The sequence below is a fragment of the Saprospiraceae bacterium genome, assembly GCA_016717265.1.
Taxonomy (GTDB): domain Bacteria; phylum Bacteroidota; class Bacteroidia; order Chitinophagales; family Saprospiraceae; genus Vicinibacter.
In genome coordinates this window covers 1,782,242-1,800,396 of sequence record JADKFX010000001.1, presented here as the reverse complement: position 1 = coordinate 1,800,396, position 18,155 = coordinate 1,782,242, and the positions used below count along the sequence as shown (strand labels likewise).

General features: G+C 35.5%; 4 protein-coding genes. 1 reads left to right on the top strand and 3 read right to left on the bottom strand.

Going from position 1 to position 18,155, the window contains the following annotated elements:
• Nucleotides 1-51 precede the first annotated feature (51 nt).
• Entirely contained in the window at nucleotides 52-1,425 is a 1,374-nt protein-coding gene (locus tag IPO86_06920) for a DUF4403 family protein (protein ID MBK9727832.1), read from the top strand.
• Here IPO86_06920 and IPO86_06915 read toward each other — a convergent pair.
• From IPO86_06915 to IPO86_06905, 3 genes are all read right to left on the bottom strand, one after another.
• On the bottom strand, nucleotides 1,405-4,704 hold the full coding sequence (locus IPO86_06915; GenBank protein MBK9727831.1) for a M36 family metallopeptidase: 3,300 nt from the start codon (nucleotides 4,702-4,704) through the stop codon (nucleotides 1,405-1,407). The genes IPO86_06920 and IPO86_06915 overlap by 21 nt on opposite strands.
• Nucleotides 4,705-5,252: 548 nt before the next feature.
• On the bottom strand, nucleotides 5,253-13,232 hold the full coding sequence (locus IPO86_06910) for an HYR domain-containing protein (GenBank protein ID MBK9727830.1): 7,980 nt from the start codon (nucleotides 13,230-13,232) through the stop codon (nucleotides 5,253-5,255).
• A 467-nt stretch (nucleotides 13,233-13,699) separates the two neighbouring features.
• Nucleotides 13,700-18,136 (bottom strand): T9SS type A sorting domain-containing protein, encoded by a 4,437-nt coding sequence (locus IPO86_06905; GenBank protein MBK9727829.1) that lies wholly within the window; start codon nucleotides 18,134-18,136, stop codon nucleotides 13,700-13,702.
• Nucleotides 18,137-18,155 lie beyond the last annotated feature (19 nt).

The window sequence follows — 18,155 nt, the reverse complement described above, 5'->3', positions numbered from 1 at the left end:
AACAATACCTTTACGGTTCTAACAGTTATTGTTTAAATTCCCCAGGTTTTTATGAATACTAGAGTTTTACTTTGTGTTGCTTTGACCGTTTTGATGAATTTCCAATGTTCCAAGAAAATGCATCCAACTGAATCTTCTGAAATAATGAATGTTGCGCCACTCCTGCCTTCCTCCAATTTAAATTTAACATTGAAGGTATCCAGAGTAGAATTGAATGCTGTTATTAATACCATTGTAACTACCAGCTTTGCGGAGGGATTCACCATTGATGAAGGCTATAAAATTCAAACCAGAATTTTTGGGCCAGTGGATATGCAAACACTAAATAATGCAATTTTAACAAGTATTCCATTGCAAGTAGAAATTACACCATCCGGAATGTTTAGTCAACTAAAGGTGAAAGGACAAATAGAAATTCAACTATCCACCAGCTTGGATATATTTCAGGATAAGTTACTCAATAAAACAGAATTAGTAGCTCATAATTGGATATCAAAACCAGTCCTCAATGTCATGGGATTAAATATACCAATCGAACTCATTGCAAATCGAATTATTAAAAAATACAAGTCCATTATTTGTGAAAATATAGATCAAGCGATCCAAAGTAACATTGATCTCAACAAAATAAAACGCTCTACCCTTTCATTTTTTGAAAAGCCACTTTATTCTACAGATGATGGAATTATTCATGTTTTTGCTAGTCCATTGGAATATGCTTTAGGACCCATGTCAATGTCTGCCAATGAACTTATAATTCCGGTCATGTTATATTTTGAATCTGTAATTTCTGAATTACGACCTGATGATTTAAAAAATGATCCTAGTTTTTCAATTCGCCCATTTTTTAATCCAAAATCTTCATTTAATATACAATCCAGAATACCAATTCCATATCTCGAACAGTTAGTTCGTGAAAATGTAGAAAATCAAACTTTTGGTAGTGGAATTTCTAAGGTAACTGTTGGAAAAATAAGTATGCGTGGAGAAGCGAAAACACTTCAAGTTCAAATGGCACTTAGCGGTGCATTCAATGGCAAAATGGAATTATACTTTGATCCGGTGTATGATAAAAATTCAAAAAAAATCGATTTACTTAATTTGAAACTTAAAACAATTCAAGGACCTAAAATGGAAAAAATAATTTTTTCATTAATTAAAGGAATTGCGGAGAATAAATTAAAAAACACTATTGAAGATCAAATCAATGCAAATCTTACAGACTATGTCTCCAATATTCTTCATATGTTATCAGGAACAGAAATTTTGGAAGGCGTATTTTTAGATGGTCAATTAATAGAATATGAAATAAAGGATATCCGCTTTTATAACTATCGGATGTATTTTACGATTTCATCTTCAGTAAATATGCAAGCCCAGGTAAAGAAAATTAATACAGGAAAATTAATACTTAATAAATTTTAAGCATTGAATTCCAGTTTCTGTTTTAATTTGAATAAAATATGCACCCGGGATTAACGAAATGCAATTCAATTGAATGCTTGTGCCCACTTTATAATCATTTGTAACTTGTTCAATCATTTGCAATTTTGAATTGTACAAATATAATTGAACCCTTTGATTCTGTTTTACAGCTGGTATTATTGACAAGATTTCTGTGACCGGATTTGGATAACAATTCGAAATGTCAGGTGTAGATTTTAGTTTGGCAAAAACCCATTCTGTTTTCTCTAACATTTTATTTTCTTCGAATATTCTTAATTGATAAAAATAATCCTCATTTTCGATCACTTCACGATCCAAAAATGAGTTTAATTCATTTTGAGATCCTTGCGAATTAAAAATCACGATATCAGAATCCGGACGATTCGTCCGTCTGGAAAGAACCCATTTTTTAGTTTGAAATGCCTGGTCAATCTTCCAATTTAATTCAATGCCTTTCTCCTTGGATTGTGCTAAAAGTACGAGTTCATAATCTGCTAAAAAAACAGAAGAGAATAATTCGGATTCTGTCATAAAGGAACATGTATTCGGCAGATCACTAGATGCAATCCCATCATCCCTTCGAAAACTACTCCCTTGATTTGCGCTAAAACCTAAACCTCTTCTGGCAAAAACATTCCATATTAAACAGGAATGTTTACCACCAAATAATAAAGAATCTGCTTTTAAAATTGCATTCCTCCCATCCACAAATCCAGGAGAACAAGCTTGTAATTTCAAACCATCCATTACCAATTTATAAGCTATTATATTGCCTTTTGTAGAATTTACATTATAAATATCTGGCTCATAACCATAATGACTTATGAGCGCCCAGGTCATATCCCAAAGCATAGAACACCAAATATAACCAATACCATGAGGCTGAGATATTTTAACCATATCTGATAATTGACTATAATTTGCAGGGTTCATGCTTAAACTAACATTATAAGGATATGGCCTCACGCCAACACCATCCATTGCATGTCCACTACTATAGACGCCCATCCCACGATTTTGATATGCAAGATCACCCGTACGCATAGTCATTACAAGTCCAAAATAATCACTCCAGCCTTCACCCATTTGCTCTGCATTATTTAAACATGATACATTGGCAGGTCCACCCGTTAAGCGGTTACTAATACCATGGCCATATTCATGACAAATAATACCTGCATCGAAATTACCATCTGTCAATTGCGGAGAAAGATTTGAAAATTGTCCATTTGGAGAACCCAATAGTTTTATCTCCTGACAATCCATTTTACTCAATTCAATTAAAGGAATTTGTAAATTTTGTCCATAGGTACCTTTTGGAATTGAATCTGGATAGCCTGCGGATTGTTTGCATATTACTACCGCAACAGCACCAAAATTTTGAGCTTGAATTGCTTTATAACTCAATTCACAATTCCCTTCATCAATCATTGCAATTTTACCAAAAAGTTGATTTCCATTGACTAATGTTTCACAACCATCAGTATATAAATTTACATTATCAACGGCTTGAACAATAGAAGCAAATGAATTCGAAATGGCAGGACCGAAAGAAGCTCTTGAAAATATATATGATTTTTGATTCACTTTAAAACTTATAGACGAGGTAGGTAAAATTGTTGCATTAACACCTTTCGTCAATTCCAATTTAATTTTCTGACAATCCTTTTTAGAAATCATTACAGCTGGAATTGTAATACCACTCATCCACCCCCCAATTCCGGATGGCTCATTATGATCAGAATTACAAATAATAACTGCCACCGCACCGGCACTTTGAATACGAGACATTTTACCGGTAAAAGAACAAATTCCTTTGTCAACCATTGCAATTTTTCCATTCAATTCGGCAGCGTTTATCAAATTTGTGCATGCAAAACTTGGATACGTACTACCATCATTCACTAAAACGATATTCCGATTAATCGGTGCAAAAATTTGCGGACTAATTGGGGTATGGATAAACTTATATTTGCCACTAACAGAAGCAGGAGATTCAATAATAAGTTCATCGTTAACCGGAGGTTGCCAGACATAAAGTTGCATTACCCCAGGATAGCCATCTGGTGGCGTACCAAAATTTGCATTATTCCGGGCACCATTGATGAAGTCAATACCTTCTGCGATAACATAATCATTTCCTGCACCCCCTTTATTTGCATTATTAATTTGAAAATTTCCAGCTATTTCATGGAAACCATATTGATACCAAACATCATGCATTAAATTACACCAATAAAACAAATTGGTAATGGAGGCATTTTTATTCTGCAAAGGAGGCAAATTAGGATTCAATGCAAAATCAAAATTTAACTGACTGCCACCAAATGCCCGAGCGGCATCACCACCCGTAGGAAGATCATCACCATCACTATCTTCGTAAACATCCGCATTATTACCTCTTGTTGAATAGTATAAATAGATACCATCCCCATGCCATGTAAACGGACTTGCATTTTGTGCTTTCGTCCAAGGTTGATAAATCAAATCACGGCCACCATGTAAAGGACTTTCGATTGGCATTTGAAAGACTCTATATGCACCAATAGGGGGTGAATTTAAAGTTGTTGTTGAAAATTGAAATAAATTTTCTCTATAAAATTTCATATGTTGAAAATCACAAGAAAGGATTTGATTATATTCCTCTAAGATTTGTCCATCGATTGCATTCTGGATAATTTCTAACCATTCATTCTCAAATTTGCGTTTCCATAAAACATGATATCCAGGAAGCACTATTTTTTCACTATTTAAATAAAAACATGGGCGAATTTTAATTTCATCATCTTTAATATACGAACAATGAAACGCATCAAAATCTGATGGCATTTTTTTATTGCGACTTACGGTGACATCTAACACTGAAACTTGAGGGTATTTCGATTTTATAACTTCCTTAATTGCCTTGGCTTGGTCAATTCGATGTTGGACATTTGCTATTTGATCAGAAGGAATACTTACAAAATTTCCTGTAGAATAAATCAATTGATCGGATGAATCAAAATGAAATCCAATAGTAACTGGAATTAATGGGATCTGTTTTAAATATTGCTGAATATAAACATGATGTATTCCTATTGGTGAATCTGAATACTGACTGGTAATAACAAATTCAAATTTTTCTAAATTCTGCGTTGGAATCTTTTGAATCAATTCTTCCCGGGTCCAATTTTTCTGGATTTGGCAATAGGGTAAATTTGTAAAACAAAGGATTCCATTAAAACAGAAAAAAGAAATCATAAAATAGATGCGATGCATAGGACGTATCGTAAATTATATGGTTAATTTAAAAGTATGATTGCATTAAACTATCATATAACAAATATATTATAATTTATTTATAAGTGTATAAATTATAGGTATATTTTATTGTATATCAAGTTTTTATAATATATATATAAATTATATATTATATTATAAATATATATAATAATAAATATCAATAGATCATATAATGTATTTTTTTAATATATAAAAAGAACTAAAAATGAACTCTAGCTAGTGCCGAAATTTTTGAAAAATTGGAATGTGGCAAGAGCCTTTCCATAAACTGGTGACCTAGGATTTTGAAACTTCAAGAGATTAAAATCTCTAACCATAATTGCAAAATTATAAGCATTCGAAATATGGTTTTCAACTTCTAATGATTATTAATAAGAATGACCTTAAAACTATAGGTGTAAAAAATTAATAATTTTTAGTCTTTCTTATAACAGGACTTCGCTAAAATAAAACAGCCTCCGATGAATAATCAAGAGACTGTTTTAAATTCGATAGTTTTCTTATTTGGAAAAAATAAATTTTTCCTAATCTATACTGATCATTTTCTTAGTTACCGTATGCTCCCTATAATCTACCTGATAATAATACACTCCTGAATTCGGTAATTGTGATTTATCCAGACTATATTCATTATAGCCTTTACGCATCTCTTTCCTTTCCTTTAAGTATACTTTACCCGTAATGTCATATACACTTATGGTTACTTCTCCACTTTGTGGTAACAACATTCCGATACTCGTCTGATGCGTCCATGGATTTGGTTCATTCTGTAATACTACAAATTCTTCTTCCAGCATACCCCGGTAACTCAACACTACATTGCCTTCTTCTTCACTTCCCTTGACTACCGATAACGCTGGCGTAATTACTGAATTTAATACCATCACTTCCGATACTCGCAATGCTGCTTTTGCTCTCACTTGTATTCTTATGATCCAATCTCCATCCTTCATCCCACCATTCCAACTAAAGCTTAGCTTGCCTTCTCCAATTCCTTGCAGTGAATAATTATCGTCGCGTATTCTCAATTCTCCATTTACTTCTACTCCTAATACTTCCAGTTGTTTGACATCCCACTGTAAACTAAATTGAAGGCCTTCATATCCACTTCCATTTAATACTCTCATTTCTAGTTCTCCTGACTCCTCTTTATTTAACTTCAATTCCTCTGTCTGCAATTCCAGTACTTGTTTACTTCTACTCTGCGTTGCATTGAAGCCTTTCGTTACTGCATTCTCATTTACATCTCCTGTCTTGATTGCATAAAAATCTAATTGCATATCTGCATTCAATGGATTGATCTGATAACTCTCCGGAAAACTTTCATTCAATGCATTACTCAATTCATTAAACGAATACAACTGATGTACAAATCTCCAACTCGTATTTCCCGATATCTCATTCGTTATTCCTAATATCAATCTTCGCAAATCTGATACATCTTTCGAGGTGATCGTCTTACTCTTATTCACATCTGCTGCTATCATCTTATACGCCGAACTCAAGGGTTCTAAGCCTAATATATGACGCTGTATCTTTACAATATCTGCCGTCGTTACTCCATTCAACCAGCCATCTGTTTTACTTGGCATCACCGTCATCGTTTGTCCGTTTGCTATTTGGTTAAATGCATACTTGCCTTCTATATCCGTTTTTACTTCCTGCATCCCACCATTCAACAATTCAATTGTTACATTTTGTACCCGATCTGCTTTTTCTGTACTTACCAAGCCGTTTACATCTGAATTCTTTATCGTCGGTGGACAAAATCCACTATTGTCCTGGATGATTATAAATGTCCGGCAATACGACGTATTTCCATTCACATCCGTTACCCATAATTCTACATCCCGTTTTCCAATACTATCGCAATCGTACACGATATATTTATCATTCGTATCGGATGAAAAACTTAAACTCACATAATATCCACAATTGTGATACGAACCTGCATCAAAATCTTTTGCCCATACAGAATCCATTGCCGTATCTGGTATCCCATCTCCGTCTAAATCCATCGGTGTTAAATTCGTAGATAATCCATTTAAACAATACGCTGTCGGTGGTTTGCAATTTCGTAAATCCAATATGAAACTTGCTTTCGCTGTATTTCCACACCGATCTTCTACTTCCCATTTTACGATATGCTTTCCAATTGGCCATACCCCTTGCGCTACATTCTCTCCAATTCCTGCTCGCACAATATCTATCGTACCATCACTATCTAAATCTATCTTATACGTATACAACATCAATGTCGAATCCGTGCAATCATCACTGGCTTCAATCGAAAAAATTACCGGTATCGGACGACAGTTTACATCATAACTACAGATCACTGTATCCTGACTTACCCGTTTGATTATCGGATCTATCAGATTTGTTACTTTGATATATTGGGTATCTGTCCAGATGATTACATTGCCATCGATATCGCGTTGACACCAATCAATTACTTTCCATACCCGGATGATTTTAAAACATGGATCTCCCGGTAGGGTCGCTGACAATACATGATCATGATAACTGTAACCTATTAAACTACATTCATCATCATTTACTACCGGCTTATTATATGGATAATTTAATCGCTCCGGTAATAATTCAGCTGGATTACAGATTCCGGACGTCGCGTAATCATCCGGAAAATCAATGTCGTTGATATCAAACGTATCGTGATTAATTATCGTAATAAACTGGCTACAATAATTACTTTGATTGCCCTGTAAATCTTCTGCATTAAAATATCTTATGATATAGCCTAGACCACATTGATTTATATTGCTAAAATCGGGCGTATTGACGATTGTCGGTGGACAATTATCTTTGGCCAGGCCATCTAATGGATGGCCTCCTATTTGATGCCAATAGATTGGATCTATTATAATCGTATCCCGATCTGCTTGTTCCGTTACTACTTTTCCAAATACATCTAAATTATTGAAATCTATATCAAATCTGCAATCCACTGTAATATTTGGTGGACAACTGATCTGCGGTGCTTCTTTATCCTGTACTTCTACATTCACCATACAGATCGCTTCATTACCACTATGGTCTATGGCTTTAAATCCTACCATCACAGTCTTGCCTACATCCTCACAACAAAAGCCTACTTCCGGACCCCAATCATCTTCTCCACGGGTTCCACATGTGTTTGGATCCATTCGGCGCACTTCAAAATGATGCAAGGCACATTCATCAAAACTTCCATCATCAAATATTTCTGCCGGTACCCAATTATAACCACTTTGATTTAAGGCTACCACCGTATTGCGATCACACACTGCCACTGGTTCTGTTTCATCCCGTACATGGATTATTATATAATGCTCCGTCAAATTATAACAGCCATCATAAACTCTATAATATATGGTATCTTCTCCTACTGGTAAATTTACATAACCGCCATTCTGACCTAATAATATTCCACCTGGATAGGCTACATCAATTCTCAATTTATTATGACATGCATCTTCCGCTTCAATACTCGGCAATAACACTCTCGCTTCGCAATCTCTTCTTCCAGTCGTCGCTTCAAATCCATACGGTGCATGGGTAATGACCGGTGCCGTTGTGTCTTTTATTATTATTATTTGTAATTGTGTTCTTGTTATTTCTGTATTACACCACCATTCCCGTACCGTCCAGCTCCGCATGATCTTGCGCACACAATTGATCTCGCCTAAATCTAAATCTTCATAACTCACTAATATATTACAATCCAGTAAAAGATTTAGCGGCCATATATAGATCAAACTTCCATCGTGCGTATAAGTATAGGGTAAGCCAGTTATATATGGACTTGGGTGACCATTCTCATCTGTAGAATATTGAAATTCGCAATATAAGGTTACTTCAGTATCTGGTAAATAAACATCTTCTGCTTTGATTCGCTCTACTAAGATCGTATCTGTACATTGATCCGTATTCCCATTATAATCCGTGATCAATATTTCTCTGTACACAGCCTTTAAATATTCATCATTACATTCAAAATGCTCAACCTGTTCATTGATTGTCTTTACCGTATAATGACTACAATCAGATCCTTCATAGTTTAATGGAAAGTCGTGTTGAAATGTATAACAATCTGTAGTATCCGCTCTGCATATTATCGATGGGGCTAACTTATCCTCTATCAATATATCACTCCAACAGGAATTACCTGTTATGGTGTCGACCAATTTTGCAACAATGCTTTTACCAATTAAATCTTTATCAATAATATTAATTAAAGGATTTCTGGTGTACTTATCACAAAGAATAATTTTAAAAAAATTATAGCAAGTCGCATCTCCACCAACATAAATCATACTTGGTGTAATCTCAAATTCACAATTTTCATCAACGGATACGTTAATAAAAGATTTACATACAATTGGTGGATTGCTTGATAAATCTGGAATTACAGAAATGTTAAATGAACAAGCAGATGTATTTCCTGTACTATCTGTTGCCAGATAACTAAGTTGAGTCGGTCCTTCTGGAAAATAACTTCCACTTTCAAATCCAGTTAAATCAGTTTGTGTTATTGTAAAATCACCACAATTATCAGAAGCTGTTATGGCATAATTAAAAATGACTTTGCAATTTCCCGGTGATGCGAATAAAACGATATCCGAAGGGCAGATGATAATAGGAGAAACCGAATCTACAACGAAGACTTGTGCAATACAACTTGCTGTATTCCCACAAGAGTCAATTGCTAATAAAGTAACCAAAGATGTATCTGGATCATTACAATTAAATAGAAGTTGATCCGCATTATAGGACAATACTCCACAATTATCATTTACGGAAGCAAGAATTGAGTCCGCATTTAAAATAGCTTCTCCACTTATATCTAAATAAATAATGCTTGATCTACAAATAATAATTGGACGAGTAGTATCCTGAACCGATATTATTTGACGGCAATTATTGCTATTTCCACAGCTATCCATTGCAATCCAATCTCTGGAAATTGTGTAATTTCCGCTGCAAATTCCATCTGTTCTTATATCACTCGAAGAAACAAATGTTACTACATTCGTGCAATTATCTGTTGCACTTGCGGTGCCTGTTGTTGCAGGTGATTTGTCAGATTCACAATTTACAATAACATTTAATGGACATACGATCATCGGTCTGGTTGTATCCTGTACAGTAATTGTTTGTACACATGGATTGCTGCTATTTCCACAACTATCTGTTGCCGACCAGGTCCGCGATATGGTATAATTATCATTGCAGGAGCCTGCACTTTGAACGTCATTAAATGAAATATTTGTTACAACATTCGTGCAATTATCTGTTGCACTTGCAGTTCCTGTTGTTGCAGGCGATTTGTCAGATTCACAATTTACAATAACATTTAATGGACATACGATCACCGGTCTGGTTGTATCCTGTACAGTAATTGTTTGTACACATGGAATGCTGCTATTTCCACAACTATCTGTTGCCGACCAGGTCCGCGATATGGTATAATTATCATTGCAGGAGCCTGTACTTTGAACATCATTAAATGAAATATTTGTTACAACATTCGTGCAATTATCTGTTGCACTTGCGGTGCCTGTTGTTGCAGGCGATTTGTCAGATTCACAATTTACAATAACATTTAATGGACATACGATTACCGGTCTGGTTGTATCCTGCACGGTAATTGTTTGTACACATGGATTGCTGCTATTTCCACAACTATCTGTTGCCGACCAGGTCCGCGATATGGTATAATTATCATTGCAGGAGCCTGCACTTTGAACGTCATTAAATGAAATATTTGTTACAACATTCGTGCAATTATCTGTTGCACTTGCAGTTCCTGTTGTTGCAGGCGATTTGTCAGATTCACAATTTACAATAACATTTAATGGACATACGATCACCGGTCTGGTTGTATCCTGTACAGTAATTGTTTGTACACATGGATTGCTGCTATTTCCACAACTATCTGTTGCCGACCAGGTCCGCGATATGGTATAATTATCATTGCAGGAGCCTGCACTTTGAACGTCATTAAATGAAATATTTGTTACAACATTCGTGCAATTATCTGTAGCACTTGCGGAGCCTGTTGTTGCAGGCGATTTGTCAGATTCACAATTTACAATAACATTTAATGGACATACGATCACCGGTCTGGTTGTATCCTGTACAGTAATTGTTTGTACACATGGATTGCTGCTATTTCCACAACTATCTGTTGCCGACCAGGTCCGCGATATGGTATAAGTATCATTGCAGGAGCCTGCACTTTGAACGTCATTAAATGAAATATTTGTTACAACATTCGTGCAATTATCTGTAGCACTTGCAGTGCCTGTTGTTGTAGGCGATTTATCAGATTCACAATTTACAATAACATTTAATGGACATACGATCACCGGTCTGGTTGTATCCTGTACAGTAATTGTTTGTACACATGGATTGCTGCTATTTCCACAACTATCTGTTGCCGACCAGGTCCGCGATATGGTATAATTATCATTGCAGGAGCCTGCACTTTGAACGTCATTAAATAAAATATTTGTTACAACATTCGTGCAATTATCTGTTGCACTTGCGGTGCCTGTTGTTGCAGGCGATTTATCAGATTCACAATTTACAATAACATTTAATGGACATACGATCACCGGTCTGGTTGTATCCTGTACAGTAATTGTTTGTACACATGGATTGCTGCTATTTCCACAACTATCTGTTGCCGACCAGGTCCGCGATATGGTATAATTATCATTGCAGGAGCCTGCACTTTGAACGTCATTAAATGAAATATTTGTTACAACATTCGTGCAATTATCTGTTGCACTTGCGGTGCCTGTTGTTGTAGGCGATTTATCAGATTCACAATTTACAATAACATTTAATGGACATACGATCACCGGTCTGGTTGTATCCTGTACAGTAATTGTTTGCACACATGGATTGCTGCTATTTCCACAACTATCTGTTGCCGACCAGGTCCGCGATATGGTATAATTATCATTGCAGGAGCCTGCACTTTGAACGTCATTAAATGAAATATTTGTTACAACATTCGTGCAATTATCTGTTGCACTTGCGGTGCCTGTTGTTGCAGGTGATTTGTCAGATTCACAATTTACAATAACATTTAATGGACATACGATCACCGGTCTGGTTGTATCCTGTACAGTAATTGTTTGTACACATGGATTGCTGCTATTTCCACAACTATCTGTCGCTGACCAGGTCCGCGATATGGTATAATTATCATTGCAGGAGCCTGCACTTTGAACGTCATTAAATGAAATATTTGTTACAACATTCGTGCAATTATCTGTTGCACTTGCGGTGCCTGTTGTTGCAGGTGATGAATCTGAATTGCAATTAATAGTGGAATTTGCAGGACAAATCACTATTGGTTTAATATTATCCACTACTTTAAATACCTGAATGCAAGTATCTCTTTCATCCAAAGTGTTTGCATCACCATCGTCATCAATTGCAATATACAATCGCGTAATAATTAATGTATCACCAATGCATCCTTCGCCAATAGTATCTGCTTGAACTTCAAATCGAACATTAAAACAAGTATCATTCACAATAACTAAAGAAGTATCAGGTATTGGTACATCATCAATACAAGCATAAGTACCACCATCAAAAGATGGACAACTAATAAACAATCTGCAATAATCTGATTCACAACCGCATTGTTCATTATCCATATCGCAGTTTTCAGGATTCATAAGTGGCCCTTGACATGTTGAACCGCCACAACACCAAGATAAAACAGGCGGTGTAAGCCAAGTTCCGGTGTTAATAATGTCGCCATTTTCGGCATCCAAATGTGTTATCTCTGCACCAGGATCACCAAAAAGTGTTCCCGCATTATTAAAGTGTCCAGTTGCACCTCTAAGTAATATTTTACTATGTCCAACAAAAAATATACTACTTAAAGCAGGATCTAAGTTTTCAAAATTTCCAGTTCCATGTAAACCTACTTTTACACAGGTAAGAATTAATGAATCTGTACTTCGCAAATTGGTATAACTTTCTCCGAGTACTAAGCAACCTAAAAATAATTGTCTAGAACCACCATCAGACTGAAAATTTTGTGCGATCTCTAGGTAACTGTTAGTGGATCTAAAAACTCCATGATTTAAAAGATTTCCATTGGCGCTAATATTGCCACATTTTAATGGAATTATAAATGCACCATTTATGACATTAAAATGTCCAGTACTATTTATGATTACAGAGTGGCCTTGACATGGATCTGTTAGTAAGGTATCACCTGTTACATTTAAAACACCATCAATAATTAAATCTGATGGCAATTCATAAATGACTTCGTGTAAAACATTTACAATTTCAGAATTATCAATGGTAGAGCCAGGACTTATGCCACCCGCCCAAATAGATCCATTGCTCCAATTTCCATCACTTATGGTTGTAAAAGTTTGTGCATTTAAAAGATTATTTGTATTAAAAAAATACAAAATAATAGCAAGCACAAAGCACATGTGCTTTAAGTTATTAGTGTAGTGCATATCGATGTAGTTAATCCGTTTTTACTACATTCGCTATGTCTAAAAATAATACTGTTTTAATCCTGGGATGGATAAAATCACTCAAATATACATATAAAATTAATATATATAATTTTTTTAAATATATTTTAACTTCTATCCGTCTTAAATATCCATTTGAATACTTTATAATTTATTTCTAAGATCCAATCAAAGTCCAATTATTCTTGTCAAAACATTGAATGCCAGACAGATATAAATTAATCTATACAGTGATCACCGTAAAAACAAATAATTTTAAATTTTCAAAATTAAAATATTGTTTTTTTAAAATGGAGCTCAAAATGTTGAATCAGATATTCAATTAATATAAAAATAAAATGCCACTAGGTTTAACTAGTGGCATTTTATTTATTTCCAGAAACTACTCCTGGTGGCTTTTAATTTAAGAATTAAAAAAAACCATTTGAATTTAAATATTTTCGAATTTAATCTATAATGACCATCTTTTTTGTAATTGTATTATTCCTATAATCTACCTGATAATAATACACTCCTGCATTTGGTAATTGTGATTTATCCAGACTATATTCATTATAGCCTTTACGCATCTCTTTCCTTTCCTTTAAGTATACTTTACCCGTAATGTCATATACACTTATGGTTACTTCTCCATTTTGTGGTAACAACATTCCGATACTCGTCTGATGCGTCCATGGATTTGGTTCATTCTGTAATACTACAAATTCTTCTTCCAGCATGCCCCGGTAACTCAACACTACATTACCTTCTTCTTCACTTCCCTTAACTACCGATAACGCTGGCGTAATTACTGAATTTAATACCATCACTTCCGATACTCGCAATGCTGCTTTTGCTCTCACTTGTATTCTTATGATCCAATCTCCATCCTTCATCCCACCATTCCAACTAAAGCTTAGCTTGCCTTCTCCAATTCCTTGCAGTGAATAATTATCGTCGCGTATTCTCAATTCTCCATTTACTTCTACTCCTAATACTTCCAGTTGTTTGACATCCCACTGTAAACTAAATTGAAGGCCTTCATATCCACTTCCATTTAATACTCTCATTTCTAATTCTCCTGACTCCTCTTTATTTAACTTCAATTCCTCTGTCTGTAATTCCAGTACTTGTTTACTTCTACTCTGCGTTGCATTGAAGCCTTTCGTTACTGCATTCTCATTTACATCTCCTGTCTTGATTGCATAAAAATCTAATTGCATATCTGCATTCAATGGATTGATCTGATAACTCTCTGGAAAACTTTCATTCAATGCATTACTCAATTCATTAAACGAATACAACTGATGTACAAATCTCCAACTCGTATTTCCCGATATCTCATTCGTTATTCCTAATATCAATCTTCGCAAATCTGATACATCTTTCGAGGTGATCGTCTTACTCTTATTCACATCTGCTGCTATCATCTTATACGCCGAACTCAAGGGTTCTAAGCCTAATATATGACGCTGTATCTTTACAATATCTGCCGTCGTGACTCCATTCAACCAGCCATCTGTTTTACTTGGCATCACCGTCATCGTTTGTCCGTTTGCTATTTGGTTAAATGCATACTTGCCTTCTATATCCGTTTTTACTTCCTGCATCCCGCCATTCAACAATTCAATTGTTACATTTTGTACCCGATCTGCTTTTTCTGTACTTACCAAGCCGTTTACATCTGAATTCTTTATCGTCGGTGGACAAAATCCACTATTGTCCTGGATGATTATAAACGTCCGGCAATACGACGTATTTCCATTCACATCCGTTACCCATAATTCTACATCCCGTTTTCCAATACTATCGCAATCGTACACGATATATTTATCATTCGTATCGGATGAAAAACTTAAACTCACATAATATCCACAATTGTGATACGAACCTGCATCAAAATCTTTTGCCCATACAGAATCCATTGCCGTATCTGGTATCCCATCTCCGTCTAAATCCATCGGTGTTAAATTCGTAGATAATCCATTTAAACAATACGCTGTCGGTGGTTTGCAATTTCGTAAATCCAATATGAAACTTGCTTTCGCTGTATTTCCACACCGATCTTCTACTTCCCATTTTACGATATGCTTTCCAATTGGCCATACCCCTTGCGCTACATTCTCTCCAATTCCTGCTCGCACGATATCTATCGTTCCATCACTATCTAAATCTATCTTATACGTATACAACATCAATGTCGAATCCGTGCAATCATCACTGGCTTCAATCGAAAAAATTACCGGTATCGGACGACAGTTTACATCATAACTACAGATCACTGTATCCTGACTTACCCGTTTGATTATCGGATCTATCAGATTTGTTACTTTTATATATTGGGTATCTGTCCAGATAATTACATTGCCATCGATATCGCGTTGACACCAATCAATTACTTTCCATACCCGGATGATTTTAAAACATGGATCTCCCGGTAGGGTCGCTGACAATACATGATCATGATAACTGTAACCTATTAAACTACATTCATCATCATTTACTACCGGCTTATTATATGGATAAGTTAATCGCTCCGGTAATAATTCAGCTGGATTACAGATTCCGGACGTCGCGTAATCATCCGGAAAATCAATGTCGTTGATATCAAACGTATCGTGATTAATTATCGTAATAAACTGGCTACAATAATTACTCACATTACCCTGTAAATCTTCTGCATTAAAATATCTTATAATATAGCCTAGACCACATTGATTTATATTGCTAAAATCAGGTGTATTGACGATTGTCGGTGGACAATTATCTTTTGCCAAACCATCTAATGGATGGCCTCCGATTTGATGCCAGTAAATTGGATCTATTATGATCGTATCCCGATCTGCTTGTTCCGTTACTACTTTTCCAAATACATCTAAATTATTGAAATCTATATCAAATCTGCAATCCACTGTAATATTTGGTGGACAACTTATCTGCGGTGCTTCTTTATCCTGTACTTCTACATTCACCATACAGATCGCTTCATTACCACTATGGTCTATGGCTTTAAATCCTACCATCACAGTCTTGCCTACATCCTCACAACAAAAGCCTACTTCCGGACCCCAATCATCTTCTCCGCGGGTTCCACATGTGTTTGGATCCATTCGGCGCACTTCAAAATGATGCAAGGCACATTCATCAAAACTTCCATCATCAAATATTTCTGCCGGTACCCAATTATAACCACTTTGATTTAAGGCTACCACCGTATTGCGATCACACACTGCTACTGGTTCTGTTTCATCCCGTACATGGATTATTATATAATGCTCCGTCAAATTATAACAGCCATCATAAACTCTATAATATATGGTATCTTCTCCTACTGGTAAATTTACATAACCGCCATTCTGACCTAATAATATTCCACCTGGATAGGCTACATCAATTCTCAATTTATTATGACATGCATCTTCCGCTTCAATACTCGGCAATAACACTCTCGCTTCGCAATCTCTTCTTCCAGTCGTCGCTTCAAATCCATACGGTGCATGGGTAATGACCGGTGCCGTTGTGTCTTTTATTATTATTATTTGTAATTGTGTTCTTGTTATTTCTGTATTACACCACCATTCCCGTACCGTCCAGCTCCGCATGATCTTGCGCACACAATTGATCTCCCCTAAATCTAAATCTTCATAACTCACTAATATATTACAATCCAGTAAAAGATTAAGAGGCCATATATAGATCAAACTTCCATCGTGCGTATAGGTATAGGGTAAGCCAGTTATATATGGACTTGGGTGACCATTCTCATCTGTAGAATATTGAAATTCGCAATATAAGGTTACTTCAGTATCTGGTAAATAAACATCTTCTGCTTTGATTCGCTCTACTAAGATCGTATCTGTACATTGATCCGTATTCCCATTATAATCCGTGATCAATATTTCTCTGTACACAGCCTTTAAATATTCATCATTACATTCAAAATGCTCAACCTGTTCATTGATTGTCTTTACAGTATAATGACTACAATCAGATCCTTCATAGTTTAATGGAAAGTCGTGTTGAAATGTATAACAATCTGTAGTATCCGCTCTGCATATTATCGATGGAGCTAACTTATCCTCTATCAATATATCACTCCAACAGGAATTACCTGTTATGGTGTCTAAAACGGTTGCTATAATATGCTGATTTAAATAATGCGAATCGATCGGATTGCCAACAGGTTTGCCATAATGCGTTAATTCTACTTTAAATGCATCATAGCAAATATAATCACCTGTCAATAACATTTGAGGTGTAATTAGTGCTTGACAAAACTCATCTAGTGAAACATTTACATTCTTACAAGCTAATGCACCACTAGCCCCACAACATTCCAAATTAATTCCAAACTCACCTACTGCAAATCCACTGGATCCTGTTCCCACTGTGATGGTAATGGAAGTTAAATTACAATTCCCTGAGGTATAAAAAGCGAACCCTGTAGCACCGGCATTTCCACTAACTGGAATTGGTCCGGAAGTGGTACCGTCATTTGCTGCGGCCTCAACAGTATATACTGCAAAATCATTAGATTCAATATAACAATAAAAAGCATTTGTTTTTGAGGGTAAGCTTATTGTCACTGTTTGACTAGTTACAAAATATACATCTCCTAAATATCCATGAGACCAAGTCGCCCAACCATTCTGAATTACCCTATGACTGGCTGCCTCTGAAAATTCAAGATTACGTACACATCTCGCAGGTACAGGAACTTGAGTTTCATCATTAAAAAGCGCTCTTGTGTCCGCTGGAAATGGAGTCATAAGAAAACCACCAATTACAGGTGGAGGTGCATTTGTACTTAAACCTCCATCAAATACAATCCCTGCATTAACTGCATTGGTTGTAGCCATTAAAAATAAAATAATATACAAATTCAGCGAAGTAGTAATTTTCATGTTGTAGAATTTTAAAAAG